This is a genomic window from Treponema sp. J25 (assembly GCF_004343725.1).
GTDB lineage: Bacteria > Spirochaetota > Spirochaetia > Treponematales > Breznakiellaceae > J25.
In genome coordinates this window covers 24,661-46,051 of sequence record NZ_PTQW01000041.1, presented here as the reverse complement: position 1 = coordinate 46,051, position 21,391 = coordinate 24,661, and the positions used below count along the sequence as shown (strand labels likewise).

14 protein-coding genes are annotated in these 21,391 nt (G+C 47.0%); 3 read left to right on the top strand and 11 right to left on the bottom strand.

All coding sequences use genetic code 11. From position 1 onward, the window contains the following. Positions 1–172 precede the first annotated feature (172 nt). The 6 genes from C5O22_RS11700 to C5O22_RS11675 all read right to left on the bottom strand — a co-directional run bounded on the left by C5O22_RS11700 (position 173) and on the right by C5O22_RS11675 (position 7,858). On the bottom strand, positions 173–2,092 hold the full coding sequence (locus tag C5O22_RS11700; RefSeq protein ID WP_132782030.1) for a pectinesterase family protein: 1,920 nt from the start codon (positions 2,090–2,092) through the stop codon (positions 173–175). Continuing rightward, positions 2,089–3,006 carry an alpha/beta hydrolase gene (locus C5O22_RS11695; protein WP_132782028.1) on the bottom strand — a complete coding sequence of 306 codons (918 nt, stop codon included), beginning with the start codon at positions 3,004–3,006 and terminating at the stop codon, positions 2,089–2,091. The genes C5O22_RS11700 and C5O22_RS11695 overlap by 4 nt, the downstream gene beginning before the upstream one ends. A 12-nt stretch (positions 3,007–3,018) precedes the next feature. Further along, positions 3,019–4,158 carry a dienelactone hydrolase family protein gene (locus tag C5O22_RS11690; RefSeq protein ID WP_132782065.1) on the bottom strand — a complete coding sequence of 380 codons (1,140 nt, stop codon included), beginning with the start codon at positions 4,156–4,158 and terminating at the stop codon, positions 3,019–3,021. A gap of 307 nt (positions 4,159–4,465) precedes the next feature. Then, positions 4,466–5,419: a hypothetical protein gene (locus C5O22_RS11685; RefSeq protein ID WP_132782026.1), complete on the bottom strand. Its 954-nt coding sequence runs from the start codon at positions 5,417–5,419 to the stop codon at positions 4,466–4,468. 316 nt (positions 5,420–5,735) lie between these two features. Next, on the bottom strand, positions 5,736–7,148 hold the full coding sequence (locus tag C5O22_RS11680) for a pectate lyase family protein (RefSeq protein WP_165910516.1): 1,413 nt from the start codon (positions 7,146–7,148) through the stop codon (positions 5,736–5,738). Positions 7,149–7,270: 122 nt separating this feature from the next. Next, positions 7,271–7,858, bottom strand: coding sequence for a carbohydrate-binding protein (locus C5O22_RS11675; RefSeq protein WP_132782022.1), 588 nt, complete (start codon positions 7,856–7,858; stop codon positions 7,271–7,273). Between the two features lie 357 nt (positions 7,859–8,215). Between C5O22_RS11675 and C5O22_RS11670 the strand changes: the two genes are divergently transcribed. Further along, positions 8,216–9,139 carry an SGNH/GDSL hydrolase family protein gene (locus tag C5O22_RS11670; protein WP_243692936.1) on the top strand — a complete coding sequence of 308 codons (924 nt, stop codon included), beginning with the start codon at positions 8,216–8,218 and terminating at the stop codon, positions 9,137–9,139. Between the two features lie 202 nt (positions 9,140–9,341). On the opposite strand, the gene C5O22_RS11665 is transcribed toward C5O22_RS11670, so the two are convergent. From C5O22_RS11665 to C5O22_RS11650, 4 genes are all read right to left on the bottom strand, one after another. Further along, positions 9,342–10,208: a carbohydrate ABC transporter permease gene (locus C5O22_RS11665; RefSeq protein ID WP_132782020.1), complete on the bottom strand. Its 867-nt coding sequence runs from the start codon at positions 10,206–10,208 to the stop codon at positions 9,342–9,344. Between the two features lie 11 nt (positions 10,209–10,219). Next, positions 10,220–11,140 (bottom strand): ABC transporter permease, encoded by a 921-nt coding sequence (locus C5O22_RS11660; protein ID WP_132782018.1) that lies wholly within the window; start codon positions 11,138–11,140, stop codon positions 10,220–10,222. Positions 11,141–11,244: 104 nt separating this feature from the next. Then, on the bottom strand, positions 11,245–12,708 hold the full coding sequence (locus tag C5O22_RS11655; protein ID WP_132782016.1) for an extracellular solute-binding protein: 1,464 nt from the start codon (positions 12,706–12,708) through the stop codon (positions 11,245–11,247). 156 nt (positions 12,709–12,864) lie between these two features. Next, the gene (locus C5O22_RS11650) at positions 12,865–14,538 is read right to left on the bottom strand and encodes a glycoside hydrolase family 43 protein (RefSeq protein WP_132782014.1); all 1,674 of its coding nucleotides are present in this window, start codon (positions 14,536–14,538) and stop codon (positions 12,865–12,867) included. Positions 14,539–14,680: 142 nt separating this feature from the next. On the opposite strand from C5O22_RS11650, the gene C5O22_RS11645 reads away from it, so the two are divergent. Next, positions 14,681–16,336 carry a glycoside hydrolase family 43 protein gene (locus tag C5O22_RS11645; RefSeq protein WP_132782012.1) on the top strand — a complete coding sequence of 552 codons (1,656 nt, stop codon included), beginning with the start codon at positions 14,681–14,683 and terminating at the stop codon, positions 16,334–16,336. A 234-nt stretch (positions 16,337–16,570) separates the two neighbouring features. Here C5O22_RS11645 and C5O22_RS11640 read toward each other — a convergent pair whose 3' ends face one another. Then, on the bottom strand, positions 16,571–17,680 hold the full coding sequence (locus tag C5O22_RS11640) for a hypothetical protein (RefSeq protein WP_132782010.1): 1,110 nt from the start codon (positions 17,678–17,680) through the stop codon (positions 16,571–16,573). Positions 17,681–17,963: 283 nt separating this feature from the next. On the opposite strand from C5O22_RS11640, the gene dnaE reads away from it, so the two are divergent. Beyond that, on the top strand, positions 17,964–21,386 hold the full coding sequence (dnaE, locus tag C5O22_RS11635) for a DNA polymerase III subunit alpha (protein ID WP_132782008.1): 3,423 nt from the start codon (positions 17,964–17,966) through the stop codon (positions 21,384–21,386). Positions 21,387–21,391: the final 5 nt, after the last annotated feature.

Below are 21,391 nucleotides of genomic sequence, written 5' to 3'. Positions count from 1 at the left end.
TACGCTGAAACAGTACGTCGCCTTGCCACGGTCTATTTTTCAATTTATTGGTGTTTATTCGTGTTCATTCGCGGACTTCTTTCTCGATAAGGAGGGCCCCAGAGGGAGTGGGGGCCCCATGATGGACCCCTCCAAATAGACCATTAGGTCCATATGAAGGAATCCTTATTTTTTACCACGGAAGCTTTGGAGTGTATCCTAGGATAAGTTCTGGCCGTTGATAGGTGGTACGATATTCCTCTTCCGTAAGGAACCGTCGCGTCGGGCTTTCAGTAAGAAGGGCCCCTTCGCCTTCATTGCGATATTCCCGGAAAAACTGTTTATCCGCCGTATTTACGTTGTCCCAATCGGTCCAGCCACCCTGACTGGAGAGGGCAGAAATCCGAGAGTTCATGATTACCACTTTAGCAGGGCCCTTGCCGTTACTTCCTCCCGTCCAGGCACCTCGTCCTAAAAACACCGGTTTAGCACTCTGTAGGGCAGGATCGGCGGTAAACAGGCACTGATTAAACACATAGCCGTTATCAAAGCCAAGACCACCAGAATCGGCAGGAGCTGCGGCCGTAATATAGCCTCCCTGGGGATAATAGATAGAATGAATGTGGCACCGCTGAAAAAGAACCGTGGCCCCACCACAGATAAAATCAACCTCTCCTTCTATGTAGCAGTTTTCAAAGTAGAGCCGACCAGAACGAAGATACATAGTATCCTGTTGTCCTAGGAAGAGACAGTTTCTTATAACCCCCTGACCTACATTCCTCGTAGCAAGGGTTACCGAACGTCGTTCCGAACTTCCCCAGGTTTTGTTCCATTCGGCACCTTTATTATAGAAAGTAAGATTCACCGCATTAAAACTTTCTCCATTAAGACTTACGTCTACAAGAATATTGCCATCGATCCCACCGGTATCTGCTTCGTACCCATAAATAATAGTAGACACAGGGCTTTCCCCTAAGAGGGTAATATCGGGCTTTGTTATTTTAAGCTTTTCCCGATACAGGCCCTTCTTGATATAGATCACAGATCCCGGTTGAGCAGCATCGATCGCATCTTTAATGGTGGCATAAGTACCACTGCCCCCGCCAGGTACCACCGTAAGAACAGGACGGGAGCCAGCAAGTTTTTTAAGATCCGGGAGAATGGGCCGAGGATCTATAAATTCCGCCTTATTTTTGCTGTACGGAAGACGGGACAGATCTATCTCGTTATTCTGTATAGCCGCCGGATCTACCCAACCTGCTTCCTTTCGAACCTCTGAGGCCAACATGGTGATTCCCGCTGGCTTTGTGGCAGGCCGCTTACTTGGTGGATCCTGATCCTGTACAAGAAGGGGCACTTTTGTTAAGTCATATCCTAACCGCTTTCCCAATTCTTCCAGGGAAAGGTTCTGCACATCCTCATCAGGAATCACCAGGACATAGAGGTACCGAGCAAAACCATTGGTACTTCCATCGTTCTCTCCAAAGGCAATAAAGTGACCTGCCCCCGCCCATTCGGTACTCTGTTTTACATAGGCCTTTGTTTCGTGCCGCAATTTACCGTCCACATAGGCCCGGGCGGTAATGGCCTTTTCGTCCGACTCCACTTCAAACACCATACGGAATTCATGCCAGTCCGAAACGATATCATCCGGTTTAAGGCTTGTTTGACCGGTGCTTCCCTTAATTTGATTACTATGGTTATGCCGCAAAAGGGCTTGATACTCTCCCCGCTGCCAGCCTACCCAGAAAACCCCAAAGGGCGTTCCCGTATCCGCGTCCTTAGCCCCCCGGGCTTTAAAAATCACGGTGACCCGTTTTTCACCTCCCGTAAGGGGGATAGTAAAAAAATCATTAACCCCATCGGTAGTATTAAGTCGTAAGGCACCCACTCTTTTTTGGTCATCAAAGACAAAAGAAAAATGACTTTCAATCGTATCCAAGTGACCAAACCCATGGGCTTCCAGATCCTTCCGGACATTCAGAGCCTTCTGGCCAGGAATATACAAAATAGCCTTTCCTACCTGAGCTATGACTCCGGGCACCATCATAAGGGCTAACAAACAAAAAAAGGCCCCTTTTACCACATAATTTTTGATACTCCCTCGTTTCATTTCAAACCTCCCTGTATCGTAAGCCAGTGGACCGCAAGATCAGGCCAACTGGCGATAGTCCCGCTTTTTTCCCGAAGACCAAAACCATGTCCCCCTTCGGGGAAAATATGGGCCTCCACAGGAAGCCCCCTTTTACTACAAATCTCACATAACCGCAGCGTATTAGCCACCGGAACCGCCCCATCATCGAGGGCGTGAACCATAAAAAGAGGGGGCATGTCTTGCCGCACCTGTAATTCTGCCGAATGAAGTTCCACAAGTTCAGGGGATGGCTGGAAGCCCAACAATCGAGAACGGGATCCTTGATGGGTAACACCGGCCTGCATGGAAACCACGGGATATATAAGAAGCCCCAGATCAGGGCGACATTTCTCTGCATCGATATATTCTGCAATCCCCGCTGGGACTTGAGTATCCCAACGAGTACAAAGTTCCGCCGCCAGGTGTCCCCCTGCAGAAAACCCCATCACCGCCACCTTCCCTTCCGGCCATCCCCAGGAAGCCCCTTGTTCCCGGATTAGGGTCATAGCCCGTTGCGCATCCTGGAGCGGGATTCCGTGATCCTGCCCATGGGGAGCTTCGGGAAGTCGATACTTTAATACAAAGGCAGTAATTCCTACACTGTTGAGCCAGGAACCAATCTCAAAACCTTCCTTGTCAATTACAACCCGTTCATAACCACCCCCGGGTATTACAAGGACAGATAAGGGGAGCGGTTTTGGGGCTATCATAGGGAAAACAGAAGGATAGCAAACCTTTCTGATAGAGCGATCCTGACACACCACCGGGTCAGCCGATCGCTCCTCCACAATTTCATCAACCAACTCATGGGAAAAAACACCACAAGAGGATGGACCCTTTTCCCACAAATAGATCTCTGGCACAGGCCAGGTTGTTTTTACATAGCCCAACATTTCTCTATCCTGCTATTTTTGCTTCACCAGGCCAAACTGTCGTTCTAACCATACAAATGATGCTTCTTGTTTTTCTTGATCATAAATATGCCCCGTCGCCCAGAGGCGAGTTTCCAGTTTTTCAGGAGCCCGAGCAGCTTTCCAGATGGCCTGCAGTTTTTCAAAGGCCTGCTTCACCGAAGGAACGGGGAACAGCGTATCCGCTTCTCCCGCGTATACGAGCATTGGCTTGGGAGCCGCAAGACCCGCCACATCAGGATAATCCAGGTATCGACCAATAAAAGGATGCAGCATAGTAAAAGCCGACTGACCTTTAAGCTGGTTATTCCCCGGCACCATCAGCCCCTGCATGGTTGCCATCCAATTCACCACTACCGCAGCCTTAATATCCGGCGAGAGGGCCGCCACCTGCCAGGAACGAAAAGCCCCCATGGAAAAACCCACCGCCACTAGCCGACTCGTATCTACTTCGGGAAGAGAAGCAAGGAAACGAGCTGCCCGGACATCCTCCAGGGCGATAAGGCCTGCATAGCTTACCCCCATATTCATCAAGTTAGCAGCCAGTGCCTGTTGAGCCTCCGTACTCCAGCCCTTTACCGAACGATCCCCCCAGCCCAGGGCATCGAAACTAAGTACCACAAAACCTCGTTTTGCAAGCTCATCCCCTACATAGCGCCCACCATAGTATTTATCTATCCAGACGCGGCTTGAAGCTCTTTTTTCTTCATCGCCCCAGGGCTCCACAAGTTTTTCTTTTCCGATATCGAACTTACTGCCATGGTCATGTAACATCAGGGCTGCCGGGAAAGGCCCTGTACCATGGGGTACTAAAAGGTAAGCCAGCACCCGACTATCCCGGCTGATATTAAAGACCACTTTCTGGGCCCTATAGGATCCCCGATCCACCGTCTCAATAATCTTCATATCGAAGGGGGTACTATCTTCCCAGGGGATCATTATTTCCCAAGCTTTTTCAAGAGCAACCGCTTTCCATTTGGGGAAATCTAGATCCGCTTTCCAGCCAAGAATAAAAGGCATGCGATCCCGCAGGGCCTCATAGAATACCGGTAGCGGCTTATCTACCCCTGTAATAGCCTGGGTTTGATACTCACTGGTCTGAGCCGAAAGAACGAGAGGTATAGTTAATCCCATCAATAAAAAAACTCTCCTAAATCCGTAATAGCGTCGTTTCATACGATAAGGGTAACACCCTTCGGTATTATTTTTCCGCCTTCTTTTTGTATTTTGGAGTATTAAAAAAGCGAAATGTTTCAGGCAGGAATGGACACCAGAAAAGAGAGAAACGAAAAGACCGGATCTACAGGCTTTTTACAGAAGTTTTTGAATATGCAAGTAAATATTGAATAGTACAGGATAGAAAAAAAGGAGGGGCCCCTTTTGAGGCCCCTCCCAGAAATCTCAGGATAACTCCTGAATCAGGATTCTATCAGGGTTCCCTTTAGAAACTTACCTTTACTACGATGGGGAGAGAGAATCCCTCATCCTGAGTATAGGTGGGATTGAATGCTACAAGACCATTACCCACCTTATACTGGAGTTCGGCACCAACGAGGTAATCCCCAGAAAGATACACATGATCCTTATCGTATCCTACGAGGCCCATGAGGGTTACATCAGCAATAGTATACTTTACGGCCCCTTCGATGTAGAATTTCTTATCGGTCACATTGTATTCAGGGGCAACCTGAATCCCAAAGGCGTCTTTGGAATAATCAATAACACCGTATACCGCATGCTTGGTAAGCCCCTTGTATCCCGCAGAAGCAGAAAGACCTTCCACAGCGGTAAGGGTAAAGCTGGCGCTCACATTGGAATCCTTAAGGTTATCCTTGTCCGCAAAGTATGAATGAACAACAATATCACCCACCTTGCTTATAGAATACTTTCCAAAAACACCAAAATTTTCCGTACCAACCTTGGTATTACCAGGCAGGGCCACCACACCGATGTTGAGGCCCTCTACAGGAAGTACCTGCAACAGCATCCCCTGCTTCTGAGCGGTATAATCACTCGTGGCATTGTACACATTCCCCAACACGTAATCCGAATATCCAGAGGAAATATCGTAATCGTAGTTGTAGAGCTTTCCACCGGTCACCACCACTTTGCCACCAAAAAGATTAATCTTCCCGTAAGCATAGACCACATCAATATCGGTGATCTTATCGCTGGTATTAACCGTCAGTTCCTTACTAGAAAGCTGGAAACGGCTCGCAAATTCCAGATTATCGGCGGTCCACTTAAGATTAAGCCGGAGTCGATCTACGTAGTTAAAATTCCCCTCATCGGTTAGGGTTCCGATGGCCCGGACATACCCATTGATAGTTGCTTGTCCAAAGACTGCACCAGCCAGGACAACCGCAGCACAAAAAAACGCAAGATGTTTTTTCATACTGTTCCTCCTAAGAAGTAAGGCTCTGTCAGGAAAGATACCTTTCCTTGCACAGGACAGAAGTATCATAGCCAGGCACATAAAGAGTGTCAATAGACAAAGTTAGACTAATTTAACTTACTGGTTTCTAAAAAGCGTTTTATTATAAAGATTAAAAAAGGCCCCTGCTCACAACAGGGGTCCCTTTTCTCTCATTTTTTTCTTTTTTATGAGAGTCTCTAGAACTTGACAGGGGCAATGGGGATACCTGGGGCTATTTTTTTTTACCGCGGGCAAAGGCCCCCAGTAAACGGCCTCGCCTCCCACGCAACAAAGCCTATTTTTGCACCGAAAGTTTACCAGCCCCCGCATATTGAGACACCAAGGCAGGGACATTCGCTGCTTGATGAAGGGTATAACTATAATACGCGGTAGGTTCCCAGGGCTTGGAAGAACTCATGGCTGTAGTGCTCCCCACGCCGGATTCAAGAATATTACCGGCACTATACACAACGCCATAGGAATCTTTAAAGGCATAGGCAATACCGGAGGCAAAATAGTTTTCTTCAGCCACAATCTGACAATCCTTTCGTACCCCAACGGCATAACTATTACTGCGCCCTGCGCTTCCATCCATGCCATAGTAATTGTTGTATATATGAATTGTGGCAAATCGAACCATAGGGAGCCGCTGACGGCAATTTAAAAAATAGTTGTGATGGAGCGTTATCGTTTGATGATTCTGGTCTCCCGTATCGGAATCGCTACTGCCAATCAGCATGGTCTTATCATGATTTTTAAAGAGGCACCACGAAACCGTGACAAAATCATTGGCTTTGGTAATATCACAGAGTCCATCATAGGTTTGCCACTTTGTCATTACCCCATCACTGGTAGTAACCGAATCAAGACCTTCATCGCTGATAGCAAGAGTATCTTCCAGTGTACAGTGATCTATCCAGACGTACTTGGATTTTTGGATGCTGATGGCATCATAGTTGGCATTAAGCCCATCGTTTGCTTCAATAGCGGGGAAGGGATCGTAGGCATCCTGGATATGCAAATTCCGGACAACCACATTTTGAACCCCACTGATGATGAGGGTTCCCCCTTTAATTCCAGAACTAGCAGACAGGCCAATGATCGTCGTATTACTTTTCACAGGGACTTGAACCTGGCTCTTCCATTTATTGGCCAGGTATTTCTGTACCGTTACAATCGCTCCTGAGGGATCTGCCGTATAGGAAACTTTACTCGCATACAAGGTTTTCCAGGCACTGTAACTGGTAACCACATACTCACTACCCAGGGAATTAGCCGAGACCGCCTCGGCGGTATATTTTGCGATAAAGGCATCAAGCCCACTGGTGCTCTCTTTACCAGAAGAAGGAAGCATTCCCTCGGTCATGTCGATCATGCCATCAATGTATATAATACGTGCATCCCCGGCCGAAAGGGCTGAGAGCAGTGCCGAACGAGTGTTTACAGTGTAGACGGTCCCCCCGTATCCTCCGGGTTTTGATGGGGCCGATACGGTGGCCCCTGTCAAATCGCCACTCCCCTGGTAGGAGGCCCACCCGGTAAAGGCATCGGATGCCGAAATCGCCTGTTCCCCCTGAGCAAGGCCAGTCACATACGAAGCCGTCCCCGCTGTACTTTCCTTACCCGGATTTACCCCATAGCTACAACAGGTAGTAGAAAGAAAAATACTAGCCCCCATCAAAAAGCCAAAAATCAATCTTTTATTCATTGTCATGGTTTCCCTCAAGACGGCGCCCCTTTAACAGGTAAGCCTTTTAAAATTAGCTCAACCTTAAAAATTCCTCAATAATTAAGATAACGATACGGGGCTTCACACACTCCCTAATTTCCTTACTCTTTCATAAACACGATATAATCCAGGGCCATACCGGTTTCGCCTTTTTTGGCGGGGCTATGGGGCTGAATCGTAATGGTAATCGTTTTTGGTTCCGATACGGTAAAGGTAATCGGAACCCGCTTGGTTAATTCCCAATCCCCAATGGGAGGATCCGAGGGATATACCCGGTACGGGCGTTCATCAAGGAACACATAAAAAGCATCCTGGGAAGAACTTGGGGCCTTTTCATTTACCAGAGCCGTATAGGACCCCGCAGGGAATTGAACCTGAATGGTTGCCAGGGAACTGTCCTTTTCTACCCGGACAGCCTTACCTTCAGACGCCTTAGCATCTTCGATAACGGGCATGTCGGTGAGTTTCATCGATTCCAGTTCAATTTTGAATTCCTTCGCATCCGCGGGGAACACCAGTACCCCTGCAGGCTGGTTACTCGCCGGTGCATTCCCTTGGGTCTTCGCTTCCGTTACTACAGGTGCAGTTTGCGTTGTAGTCGCACCTGCAGAAGAAGAATCCGGTACGGAAGCACAAGAAAAAAACGCCAAACCTGTGAGCACCACAATCATCCATCGTAAGCGATTCATAAAGGGTTACCTCCTTGCCTAATGGTGAAAAGTATCGTAGCCCCATTTGTTTATTTTATGCCGACCATTTTTTGTACAATTCCAACTTTTTATTGTGGTTAAAATGATGGAAGCAAAGAGACAGCCCCAGTCCAAATATTGAAGGGATTGAAATCCAACGCAGTCTTCTCAGAAAACATCCTAATTATTGCAATAATGAGAGGGAAAAAACCTTTAAAAAGGGAAAGTGTCTTTCCTTCGCCCAGGGATTCATCACACCAGATTAAACGCAAACAGTAAAGAAGAACTCAAAAAAAATCGGAATAATCTAAATTCTGGTAAGAACTATCATAAAAAAAGCACGTATAGTATTTTATTATGAAAGCATACATACTGACATTACTGTATACAGGAATGCTTTTTATGACCCCAGAACATGTATTCTCACAAAAAACATCAGAAACAGATACGGCGATATTTAATCGAGAACAGGTTGAACAGGTAGAACAAAAAGATCGGCCCCGCACTACCACCAAACCAATACTGTATCTTGTGGGGGATTCCACTGTTAGTTCTTTTAAAGATCCATATTACTATCCCCGGTATGGCTATGGAACCCAGTTATTCCACTATTTTAAGGATATCGAAATAGTCAACCTTGCCCTTTCTGGAAGAAGTTCTAAGAGTTTTATAAGAGAACAAAACTATCAAAATCTTATACAAAACCTAAAGGCGGGAGATTTTCTTCTCATTGGTTTCGGTCATAACGATGAAAAACCAGAAGAAGCCCGCTATACTAATCCCCAGGGAAGTAAAGAGGATCCATCATCTTTTAAATTCTACTTATATTCATACTATATAAAACTTGCTCTAGATCGGGGTGCTACCCCCATTCTTTGCACCCCTATTGTCCGAAGAAATCCCGCTGGATTGTATAAAGGAACCTTCGTTCATATCACCGAAGATAAACCGGGATATCCCGGAGGAGACTATGCCGAAAGCATTCGTCAATTGGGCAAAGAACTCGGCGTTACCGTACTGGATCTCTGTCGAAGAACCCAACAACTATACGAGGCCCTCGGAAGTGAAAAGACCCTTTATCTCCACGCGTGGATTACCGACAAGGCTGACAGTGTAGACAATACTCACCTGAATAGGTACGGAGCAGCAATGGTTGCTTTTCTACTACGAGAAGAACTCGCCCAGACCAATAATCCTTTAAAAGGCTATCTTCTGGAGAATTCCGTAACTCCTAGTGAACATGATTTTCTTACCCCTAATCCGCAATATCGAACTCCTTGAAAAAATTATTGATCTTTATAACTTAGAAAATGCTTTGATAAAAAGAAAGTAAATTTTATTAAACAGCACATAATGATTTACGACAGGTCCTATTTACAAAAAAATAAACAAAAAAGGGCCCTTTTAAGAGGGCCCCATCAGAGTAGCAGAGCAGAGAGATTTTTTTTCATCCCTCCCTTCAACTTAATTGATACACAGGCTTCTATTCTTTTACCGCTCCTACAGTAACACCCTGAATAAAATATCGTTGGGCAAAGGGATAAATAAACAAGAAAGGAATAACCGTGACCACCACTGATGCATTTTTTACCATATTCCCGTACCCAATTATGGTAGGATCGTTCAGATTTTGTTCGTTTAGGATGAGCTCCCGCAATTTAACCTGGAAATTATACAGCTCCGGTTTAGAGACATACATCACATAGGCGAAAAATTCATTCCAGTACTGAACGGCAAAAAACAATCCTATCGATGCAAGGGCTGCTGCCGAAAGAGGCAAGACAATCATAAAAAACACCTGAGGAGGAGAAGCACCATCAATCTCAGCGGATTCAAAAAGGCTTGTAGGGATTTGATCGAAGAAATTCTTCATTAAAAAGATATTAAACGCATTTACACTGGCTGGTAGCAACACAGCCCACAGAGTATTGGTCATCCCTAGATTTTTAAGAACTAAAAAAGTAGGAACCAATCCTCCGTTAAAAATCATAGTGATAAAAATGAATTTTGAAAAAAAGCCACGGCCAATCAAATCTTTTTGAATAAGAACGTATGCAGCAAGGGTCGTAATAAGAAGACCAAGCAATGTCCCCGTAACGGTAGTAAAAATCGAAACAAGAAGGGGCCGGTACAGATTCTTATTTGAGACAATCACCCGATAAGCTTCCAATGAAGGATTTCGAGGCCAGAGCGTAAGGCCATACACAGCAGAACGATCAAGAGAATCAGCAAAAACCTTTAAAAGCGGAATAAGCATGAGAATAAGCAAGAGACACATAAAAAGGCCATTGCAAATTCGAAACATATCTCGAGCTAGATAATGTTTGTTCTTTAAGAAACCATGCGTCATATCATACCCCTTTAAAAAATAGAAGAACCACGAATTTTTTCATTTATTTTATTAGTAATAAGAACTAAGCTCATTCCAATAAGGGATTTAAAAAGACCTATAGCAGTTCCCATACCGTAATTCGCCTGCTGAATTCCCGTTCGATAGGCAAACACCGATACTACATCCGATACTTTAAGCACATTGGGATTCATAAGGACAAAAACAGATTCAAAAATATTCAGTACCTTACCAAGATTAAGAACAAATACAATAATAATGGTCGGAAGAAGAGAGGGAAGCGTAATATAAAGGGCTTGTTTCCACTTTCCCGCCCCATCGATTTCCGCCGCTTCATACAACTCAGGGTTTATCCCTGAAAGAGCGGCAAGATAAATAATGGTTCCCCAGCCAGTTTCTTTCCAACGTGAGACAAACAAATAAATAGGGGTCCACCATTTTTCTTCCGCGAGAAAATAAATTCGTTCCTTTCCTAAAAAGGCAAAGATATTATTTATCAATCCTCCCTGGGGAGAAAGTATAATTGTAAAAATCGATGCTACAACCACCCATGAAAGAAAATGAGGAAGATACAAAACACTTTGTACAAAGGCCTTGAATTTCTTCTGTTCAATTTCATTTAGAAGAAGGGCAATAGAAACAGCGAGGATCGTACCAAGAGCAAGATTAGAAAGGCTTAAGAAAAGAGTATTATAAACGGACCTCCAGAAATTCACTGATCGGATTCCAAAAAAGAGGTCCATAAAATTAGCCAGGCCTACGAACTTAAATTTAAAAGGAGTAAAATCAAAAAAAGCAAGCAGCACCCCCACCATGGGAAGATAACAAAATAAAAGGGCAAAAACAAAGACCGGCAAAAACATGAGATAATACATCCGGTCGTGATACATTTTTTTCATGACCCAGGAAAGAGTAAGAGTTCGTTTCTTCATAGGGAACATATCCTTTTTAATACCATGAGAGCCCTATAAAAACAGGGCTCTCATCATGGCAAAGTTGGCTACCCTTCAACAGAGTAGCTAACAAATAACTGTTATTAAGGAGCGACCTTTGCAAGTTCCGCGAGAATAGCCTCGACGTATTTTTGAGCATCCTTCTGATATTGGGCAAGTCCTTCCTCGATGCTGAGAGTTCCGTACACAATTTTCGTCACATAGTTCGCCTTAATGGTATTAAGTTCTGGCAAAAGCTGACTAATAGTATCCGAAGAAGGAAATACCTTATACGAAACCGCATCTTTCTGGAAAATAGCTAAGGAATTAGTAATTCTCTCATCAGTAGGCTTCCAGGCAGGATTCCAATCAAACACAGGGAGTTCAGGAGAGAACCAGGCTTTTACAAAGGGCTTTGCCGGATCCTGAACCGAAGGAAGGAACTGGATCATTCCATCTTTTATCTCATAAGTTTTTCCTTCCACACCAAAGGTAGCAAAGGTTTGGCCCTTATCTCCGTCCAATAAAAATTCAAAGAAATATTTAAAAACTGCTTCGGGATTCTTACAATTCTTAGTAATTGCAATCACCGTTGCAGGGCGTTCAATATATTTAGTTTCTTTAATGGCCGGAATCGGGGTTACCTTAGCCTGGGGATTATTTTTTTCGATATTCAAGGCCAGATTTCGGTTCCAGGTACCTGCCCAATAATTGAAGACCCCAACAACACCGGAGTAGAATTTATCCCGACAGGTAGATGTCTTGTTGGTAATAATCTCTTTATCAATAAGCCCTTCCGCATAGGCATCCCGCATTCGCTTAAGGGCAGCTACCATCGCGGGATCACTCATCCCGTCGATCCACTTACCATCTTTTTTGATAAAATCGGGACTTGCATCCTGATAGAATTCTCGTAGATAAATATCCAGCGGATATTCAGAATTCACCAGACCTGCTGCGGTAAGGGGAATGACTTTATCGGGTTTAAGACCATCGGGATTCTTGTTTTTAAAAAGCCGAAGCATATTGATAAATTCATCATAATTTGTAGGAGGCTGAAGACCAAGTTTCTCAAGCCAGTCACCCCGAACATAGGTTACCGTTCCATTACCCCGTTCATAGGGAATACCATACAGCCGTCCATTTATCTTTAATGCTTCGATAATCGCCGGATCCTTTACCCGATCTTTTAGAGAGGATTTTTCATATAGTTCCGTGAGGTCATACAAAGACCCATTTGCCCCATAAGAAGCGTAGGCATAGCTCCCCAGGAGTACCACATCCGGCACATCACCGGTGGAAAAGGCCAGGTTAAGTTTTTGGTAATACTCATTGTGGGCCGGTTGGTTTACTACCAGCTCGATTCCTGTTAGAGCCTTATAGCCTTCTACCAGAATATCCTGCCCATTTTCCTTTGGCAAAAAGGTCCCATCTACCATAAGAGAAATGGAGGTGGGTTTTTCTACTTTTTTTGCTTTTGCCGCCGTTTCACCCTGGGAACAACTAGAAAAAATACTAGCTGCCAGGGCCACCGCAATGGTTATGGCCAAGAATCTTTTATGGATCATACAATCTCCTTTGAAAAAATTATTAAGGATATTATATCTTATCAGTCTTTATCAGGAATGAAACGACCAATCTTAGGATTAAACCGTTCTTTTTTTATTTATACTTTTCCTCTTATGATTTTTCATGTGTTCCTAAAACTTACTCCCTTTCTTAACTTACCCAAAATTTTCCGAGGGGCCTATAACCTCTACTCGTTCAAAATCGGCCCAGCCAGAGCCGGAAAGCAAACCGCCGTCCCCGATACACACCGAGAAAACACCAAAACGACTTCCTACCCATCGTCCCGGTACTGCTTGAAAAGGTTCGCCAATAGCATCAAAGGTACGTCCATCACAACTCCAAGCCCAGGCTCCTTGCCCCCCTTCTCTTATGGTCAGGCGAAAAACAAGCGGAAAAACCTCCGACTCAAACATCAGCCCCTTATATAGCACATCCTTTTGTTCTTTGCTTCCCCAACCGGTAACCAACCGAATACATTGTTCTTCCCGGAGAGCTCCCAGGTAATAATAGGTCTCTCCGCACACCATGAGTCCTGAAAGAACCTCTTCTCCAGCCATCCCTGTAAGAACCGCATCTACCGTGAACTGAGGCGCCGGGAATTTCTGGCTTAGGATATTCGGGTATTGATATAACCAGAACTCTTCTCCAGGACAGGGATACGCAAAAAGACGAAGGGAGCTTTCTCGTTCTTTAAGAGAGCAGGGAGGGGACATAGTATTTCCTTCCCATTGCCATTGGAGAGCAAGGTCGGGTCCATCAAACTCATCGCTGAGGTCAGTTGCACTGGAGAAGTTAGCCTTCTCTTCTAAAGAAGTGGTCGTCGGAGGATCTAATTTTTTTTGTCCGATTTCCTTCAGTGCTTCTTCGGCAATGGGTGTCCCCAATATTTTCTTCTGACATGAGGGCATGGGATACACCGATACCGGCTCTCCAATATCATCATTATTTTGATCGATACCTATACAGGGCCAATCATCGTGCCACGAAACAGGTTGCAAATGCCAGATCCGTCCATACGCATCCCGATCCTGGAAATGGATAAACCAGCCAGAGCCATCTTCTAATTCTACATAGGCCCCCTGATGAGGACCATTTACGGCCGTATTCCCTTGATGAAGTACAATCCGTTCTTCGTAGGGGCCCCAGATAGAACGAGACCGAAGTACGGTCTGCCAACCCTGCTTTACCCCGCCGGCGGGGGCAAAAATATAGTACCACCCATTTCGCTTATACAATTTAGGCCCCTCTATTGTAGGCTGGGTTTCGGTACCATCAAAAATGATCCGGCCATCCCCGACCAATGCAGAACCATCGGAGCGCAGCCTAAAAAGCTGGAGCTTACTTTTAATACCACAGCGACTTTTAGCAAAGGCATGAACAAGATATGCCGATCCATCCTCATCCCATAAAGGACAGGGATCAATCCAGCCTTTTACCGCCTGCACACAGCGAATCGGTGTCCAGGGTCCTCGGGGATCCTGCGCCCGGGTCATAAAAATCCCCTCATCGGGCATGCTAAAAAAGATCCAGAACCACCCATCGTGATATCGGATACTCGGGGCCCATACGCCATCCCCATGACGGACCGGCCCATCATAATACACCGGTAAACGAGGAATCGCATACGAAATAAGACGCCAGTGAACCAGATCTTCTGACTCAAGGATTGGGAGTCCCGGAGTATGAACAAAGCTACTTGCGGTTCCGTAGAAACGATCCCCTACCCGAATCACATCAGGATCTGAATAGTCCGCATAGAGGATAGGATTCCGATACTCCCGCTCCGAGGCACAGGGGTTCCAGACAGTATCAAGGGGTACACTGTTCATAAGATTTTGAGGTCCAGTATATCAGAGGAATTTTCAAGGGAGGATGCAGTATCCAGGCTTCTTTTTTAACTATGCCGGCGTAGTACTATTTTTTATCTGAATAATCCATCCCCCTTGTTTGCTGATGTGATATAGTACCTTCATGAATACGATACAGACCTACGCCAATCCTGTATATCCCGGCTTTCATCCCGATCCTTCGGTGATCCGGGTAGGAAACGATTTTTACCTCGTGAACTCCACTTTTCATTATTACCCCGGCATTGTCATCTCCCATTCCCGGGACCTAGTCCACTGGCGGCCCATTGGTCACGTTTGGACCCGCAGTGACTGGCTTGATATCCGGGGACTCATGGACGGTCGGGGTTTTTGGGCCCCCGATATTTCCTATTACAATGGTCTTTTTTACATTTTTGTGACCCTACGGCTTAACGAGATTCAACAGGATGGAAGCCCCTCCTCTCTTATTCGTCGTCAAATGGTGGTGACTTCTCCCAATCCAGAGGGGCCCTATTCCTATCCTCGATTTATCGATGTGGATGGCATTGATCCTTCTCACTTTGTTGATGAGGATGGGAAACACTACATGCTCCTAAATCCGGGGGTACGCATTATTCCCCTTACTGACGACTGTTCTACCGTAACAGGGGAAATCAAAACCATCTGGGAAGGCTCAGGGGGACGGATCCCTGAAGGGCCTCACCTGTTTAAAAAAGATGGATGGTACTATATCCTTACTGCCGAAGGCGGTACCGGTTATGGCCACCAAATAGGGTCCGGTCGATCCCGATCTCTGTATGGTCCCTATGAAAGCAACCCTCATAATCCTATCCTGAAACAAAACGATCCAGAGTCTCCCTTGCAACGCTGTGGTCATGGGAAATTTGTAGAGGCCCCCGATGGCTCCTGGTGGGTATTGTACCTCTGCGGAAGACCGGTTTCTGCCCATCCCGTCAATCTTGAAGCGGACCGCTTCTGTATTCTGGGAAGAGAGACCGCCCTGGACCCTGTCCAGTGGACCGACGATGGTTGGCCTATCATCAATGAGAAGAAAGGGCCAAGTCTTGTGAATAGGGCCCCAAATCTTCCCTGGAGCCCTTTTCCTGAAAAGAATAGGGATGATTTTGAAGCAGCCCATCTCGATATTCGGTGGTATACTCCCCGGAATCCCGATTTTTCCGCCTATTCACTAACCGAGCGGCCAGGCTATCTTCGACTCTATTGCCGCAGTGCTAACCTTAATGAACTTACGGCACATCCCCTACTCCAACGGGAAACAAGCCTTGTATCGGAGGCCACGTGTCTCATGGAATTTAATCCCCAGAGCCCTGGTGAAGAAGCAGGACTCACCCTGTACTACGATACCAAAACACATATCAAATTTGGGAGAAGACGAAAGGGAGACTCCTGGTATCTTTTTGTAGAAGACCAACGAGGAACCGGATACATCCCCGTGGCAGAAAGGCCAGAATATCCTATACCAGAAAGGGTCCCCGGGCAAGAATCACTCACAATACCCCAGGGAAACACCAACAAAACCGTTCCTTCCTCTCAACTATATCTACGAATACTTACCAGAGCTCTGGAACGGCATTTTCTGTATTCATATGACGGCCTTCACTGGGAAGAGCTTGTAACGATTTCCGATTGCTACCATCTTTCAGACGAAGGCTACCAGGGGCCCCATAGCAAACGCTTTACCGGTACCATGGTAGGAATCTTTGCCTACAATGGTGGTTCCTGTAGTACTACCCCCGCCGATTTTGACTGGTTTGAATACATCCCCCAGGAGAAGTAGGATCCCCTAGGAGTGCCGAAAGCGCCTTTTCGCTTGCCATACATAGGGGGCCCCCACGAGAAAGTCAAAAAAGTGGCCTCTAAACCCGCCGACGGCGAGCTTAGAGGCCAAGAAGAAGGCTCTTACCAGCAATGCTGGTATAACCGGTCCCCCTTATCTCCTGACAAGGGGGCTGGGTTATACAAACACTGCGGAGGGCGTACCAGCGTACCACCTCCGCCTTAACTTAATTAATTAGAATTTCACCCGGAACACCACGGGCATATCCATAATAGTGGAGGAAGAACCCGTTTCAGGATTGGTGATGGTAAAGCGCAGAGCCGCATCGATGGTAGCACCCTTCTGGGCCGTGAGGGTAATACCGGGCTTTACAACCAGGACATTGCCCCTCTGGGCCGCGGCAGTATTATCCCCAGAGAAATTCGTATTTGCTACCATAAGAGAGGGGGTAATAACGTCATTAATCTTATAAGAGAGGCTCACCATATCATAGATAATAAGCCGCTTATCTCCTACGGTAACATTGTTGTGGGTGGTGATAGCAAGCGCATCGATGGCATAGCGGGCCCGGAGTTCCCCTGCATTGCGGCTATTAACAGAATTGTCCAGGTCCTGGTATCCCGAGTAGCCAGCCACAAGGGTAAGCCCCTTTACCATGAGGAGGTTTCCAAAGGCACCGATCTGCATCTTATTCTTGCCGTTCATCACAAAGGACACATTGGCATCCACCACATCCTTTACTTTGTAAGCTGCCCGGGCACCAAAGAACTCGGCCACGTTATAATCCTTATATGCATTTGAGGCACTCACGTTACCGGTGGAAAGACTTACCGTCAGGTCCTGGAACACATAGTCCGCGGCCGCTTCGATTTCCCAGGGAGTTATGTTGTCCGATTCGGTTACACTCACCCGGCCCTCTGCGGAAGCACTATATGTAAGTACCCCATATTTAAGGTCCCAGAGGCCCCCAAAGCTGCTCGCATCGGTGGTAACCCGGCTCGCATAACGATGATCCCATTCCCCAGCGGTAAGTTTGAGATCCCCAAACTTCATCCAGCCGTAATAATCATCAGTTACAGTAGTACCACCGCTCGAACCGATAAGATCGCTTACTTTAAGAGAAAGATAGGCCCCTGCATTCTTGTCGCTATAAGAAATGGCCACCGTATCGGTACTGGATACATCCCCGATACCTAATTTCTTGGTCATGTTCCCATTGGTAACATCATAGGTAAAAAGGTTAGAACTTACCCGGGCGTTCAGATTGAATTTGGGATCCGCCGCAAATACCATAGTTCCCACAAGCAGTAATAGGGCACTGACGTGCACAATTCGTTTCATCATACTCAAACTCCTTTCAAATTAGTTTCTCCGGAAAAGACCTTTTTCACCGGCCTTTATTCCATGTCACCATCCTAGGGTGAGATGGCTAGAATTTTCTGTCCATTTTTTTGACTATTCCGACTTTTCTGAAACATCGTTTCACTTCATATCCATAGGCACCCTCCTTCGTTCTGGACGGTACCTATACTTCAAGACAATTGTTGATTTCGTATCAAAGGCTGATAAAAAAGCAATGAAATCCTTCTTGCCCTTCTCTCCATTCCCTACTAGAATAGGGATACCTATGCTCGAGTTTGCCCATTTGCATGTCCACTCGGACTATTCTCTCCTTGATGGGGCAGCTTCCATCGAAAGCCTTATCCACAAGGCAAAGACCCTGGGGATGAAACACCTGGCCATTACCGATCACGGCAACATGTTTGGGGTGCTCAAGTTCTACAAAAAATGCCTCGAACAGGAAATCCATCCTATCATTGGTAGCGAGTTTTACATGGCCCCCACGTCCCGCCACGAAAAGAAAGGCAGCGAACAGGGCAACAAGTACTATCACCTGGTACTCCTGGCCACAAGTGAAGAGGGCTACCGGAATCTGATGAAGCTTTCCTCCCTTTCGTACACCGAGGGCTTTTACTATAAGCCCCGCATCGACGAGGAACTCCTTATCCAATATGGGAAAGATCTCATCGGCCTTTCGGCATGCCTCGGGGGCGAAATCCCCAGTCTTTTACTGGAAGGCAAACTAGAAGAGGCGGAACGGCGGGCCCGGCGGCTGCGGGATATTCTTGGGGATAACAACTTTTATCTGGAACTCCAGGATCACGGTATTCCGGAACAAAAAAAGGCCAATGCCCTCCTGGTGGCCCTGAGTAAACGGACCGGCATTCCCCTCGTGGCCACCAACGATATTCATTATCTGGACCCAGAAGATGCGGTGGCCCAGGATATCCTTCTTTGTATCTCTACCAACAAAAAACGCAGTGAAATTTCCCGGATGCGTTTTGAAACCAATCAGTTCTACATGAAAAGCCCCGAAGAGATGGCGGCCCTTTTTCCTGATTATCCGGAGGCCCTCTTAAATACGGTCCGCATTGCGGAGCGATGCGAAACAAAAATACCTCTTCCGGGCCCCATGCTTCCCGACTTTGAACTTCCTGAACCCTTCACCGAAGAGGCCGCATACATCCGCCACCTTACCTATAAGGGACTGGAGGAACGCTATGGGACCGTTACCCCGGCCATACAAGAACGGGCCGACTACGAACTTAACATCATCATAAAAATGGGGTTCGTAGGCTATTTTCTCATCGTAGCGGATTTTATCACCTGGGCAAAAAACCACAATATCCCCGTCGGTCCCGGCCGGGGCTCCGGTGCCGGTTCCATCGTGGCCTATGCGATGAAGATCACCGATATCGACCCCTTAAAGTACAACCTCCTCTTTGAACGATTCCTTAACCCTGAACGGGTGTCCATGCCCGACTTTGATGTGGACTTCTGCTTCGAACGGCGGGGTGAGGTCATCGACTATGTGACTCAGAAATACGGCCGGAACCGGGTGGGCCAGATCATCACCTTTGGAACCCTTAAAGCCAAGGCGGTTATAAAAGATGTGGCCCGGGCCCTGGACATTCCTCTGGCAGAGGCCAACATGATTGCCAAGCTCATCCCGGAAGACCCCAAGATGACCCTAAAAAAGGCCTTCGAGGCCGAACCCCGCCTGGCCCAGCTTGCGGAGGATCCCCGCTATCAGGAACTATTTGCCATTGCCAAAAAACTAGAAAACAAAAACCGCCACTCCAGTCTCCATGCGGCGGGAATTGTAATTGGGAAAACCGAACTTACTGACTATGTTCCCCTCTACCGGGATGCGAAAACCGGTACGGTGGCCACCCAGTTTACGATGGACCAAATTGAAGAATGTGGCCTTGTCAAAATGGACTTCCTGGGTCTTAAGACCCTCACCCTCATTAAAAATACAGAAGAACTCATTCACCAGCGGGGGGGAGAATACGCCCAGTTTTCTATTGAAAAGATCAGCGAAGAAGACGAGGCGACCTTTGCCCTCCTGGGAGAAGGCAAGAGCGCCAGTGTGTTCCAGTTTGAATCCCAGGGGATGCAGAACATTTTGAAGCAGGCAAAACCCAACAAAATAGAAGATCTCATCGCCTTAAACGCTCTTTATCGACCAGGGCCCATGGCCTATATTCCCCAATTTATCGATTCTAAATGGGGACGGCAGCCCATTGTGTACCCCGACCCCTGCCTTGAACCTATCCTCAAAGAAACCTACGGCGTTATCGTCTACCAGGAACAGGTCATGCAGGTGGCCCAGAGGATCGCCGGTTACAGCCTGGGGCAAGCAGATCTGCTCCGTCGCGCCATGGGAAAGAAAAAACCCGAGGTTATGGTCAAGGAAAAAAGCCGTTTTATCGAAGGGGCAGTAAAACGGGGCTTTAAGCAGGAAGATGCGGACCGAATTTTCGAGATCCTGATTCCCTTTGCGGGCTACGGCTTCAACAAGAGTCATGCCGCGGCCTACTCGGTCCTGGCTTATCGGACGGCCTACCTTAAGGCTAATTTCCCCGCCGAATTCATGGCGGCCAACCTTACCAACGAAATCTCCAATCCCGACAAACTAAAAGAGTACATCGACGAAGCCCGAAAGATGGGTCTTACCATAGAACCACCGGACATCAATCGGTCGGGGAAATACTTTACGGTGGTAGACGGCATCATCGTGTATGGACTTTTGGGAATCAAGGGACTCGGGGACGCGGCGGCGGATGAAATTCTCAGGCAGCGAGAAAAGGGGCCCTACCGGGATTTTATGGATTTTCTTGATCGGGTAGATCTCCGGACGGTTACCAAAAAAACTATCGAACTCCTCATTAAAACGGGAGCCTTTGATACGCTTGGTAGGACGCGGCCCACCCTCCTCGCCAATCTAGAACGGGCTGTAGAATACGCCCAGAACAAAAAAGAAGACAAACGATTCGGTCAGTCGAGCCTCTTTGAAGATACGGGCGAAAAGGAATACCCCGATTTTGAGTTCCAGAACGCCCCCGATTGGGACCATGCGGAACAGCTTAAAATAGAGATGGAACTCATCGGCTTTTATTTTTCAGGGCACCCCCTGGATCCCTATCGGCAGGCATGGGAACGGGCGGTGACCCTCGATCTCTCTCATCCGGAACAGTCAACACCGGGGAAGGAATACATCATCCTTGGCATGATCAAGGCCCTTCGCCCCATCCAGACCAAAACCGGCAAATGGATGGGTTTTGGCACCCTGGCAGATTATCGAGGAGAAATGGATCTTACCTTTTTCCCCGAAGTGTGGGAACGCTGTCGGGATCGACTGAAAGTAGATGATATTGTAGCCTTCCAGGGAAAGGTGGACACCAAACGGGACCGACCGAGTTTTCTTGTGGATCAGTTGCTCGACATTAACAACCTGGTAGAACGGTCCTATCGGGAAGTCCATATCCGACTTCGCCGGGACATTCTAAGCTCAGAAGAAAAACTGTATCCCCTCCGGGATGAGCTCCTGGGTCTTTCAGGAAACTGTGCCGTGTATCTCCACATTCCTCTCGTTCAGGGAGAGGCGGTAATAAAAGCGGCAAGTCAGATTAGCCTCTCCGCAGAACCCTGGGTACTCGAAAACTTAAAGCAGTTTGAGGGGGTCACCGAGGTCTGGCGGGAATAGGCGCC

Coding starts and splice junctions, on each gene's coding strand:
- C5O22_RS11660 (WP_132782018.1), bottom strand. CDS start 11,140: ATGAAGAAACGAACTCTTACTCTTTCCTGGGTCATGAAAAAAATGTAT.
- C5O22_RS11670 (WP_243692936.1), top strand. CDS start 8,216: ATGAAAGCATACATACTGACATTACTGTATACAGGAATGCTTTTTATG.
- C5O22_RS11680 (WP_165910516.1), bottom strand. CDS start 7,148: ATGAATAAAAGATTGATTTTTGGCTTTTTGATGGGGGCTAGTATTTTT.
- C5O22_RS11675 (WP_132782022.1), bottom strand. CDS start 7,858: ATGAATCGCTTACGATGGATGATTGTGGTGCTCACAGGTTTGGCGTTT.
- C5O22_RS11685 (WP_132782026.1), bottom strand. CDS start 5,419: ATGAAAAAACATCTTGCGTTTTTTTGTGCTGCGGTTGTCCTGGCTGGT.
- C5O22_RS11665 (WP_132782020.1), bottom strand. CDS start 10,208: ATGACGCATGGTTTCTTAAAGAACAAACATTATCTAGCTCGAGATATG.
- C5O22_RS11695 (WP_132782028.1), bottom strand. CDS start 3,006: ATGTTGGGCTATGTAAAAACAACCTGGCCTGTGCCAGAGATCTATTTG.
- C5O22_RS11690 (WP_132782065.1), bottom strand. CDS start 4,158: ATGGGATTAACTATACCTCTCGTTCTTTCGGCTCAGACCAGTGAGTAT.
- C5O22_RS11645 (WP_132782012.1), top strand. CDS start 14,681: ATGAATACGATACAGACCTACGCCAATCCTGTATATCCCGGCTTTCAT.
- C5O22_RS11700 (WP_132782030.1), bottom strand. CDS start 2,092: ATGAAACGAGGGAGTATCAAAAATTATGTGGTAAAAGGGGCCTTTTTT.
- C5O22_RS11650 (WP_132782014.1), bottom strand. CDS start 14,538: ATGAACAGTGTACCCCTTGATACTGTCTGGAACCCCTGTGCCTCGGAG.
- dnaE (WP_132782008.1), top strand. CDS start 17,964: ATGCTCGAGTTTGCCCATTTGCATGTCCACTCGGACTATTCTCTCCTT.
- C5O22_RS11655 (WP_132782016.1), bottom strand. CDS start 12,708: ATGATCCATAAAAGATTCTTGGCCATAACCATTGCGGTGGCCCTGGCA.
- C5O22_RS11640 (WP_132782010.1), bottom strand. CDS start 17,680: ATGATGAAACGAATTGTGCACGTCAGTGCCCTATTACTGCTTGTGGGA.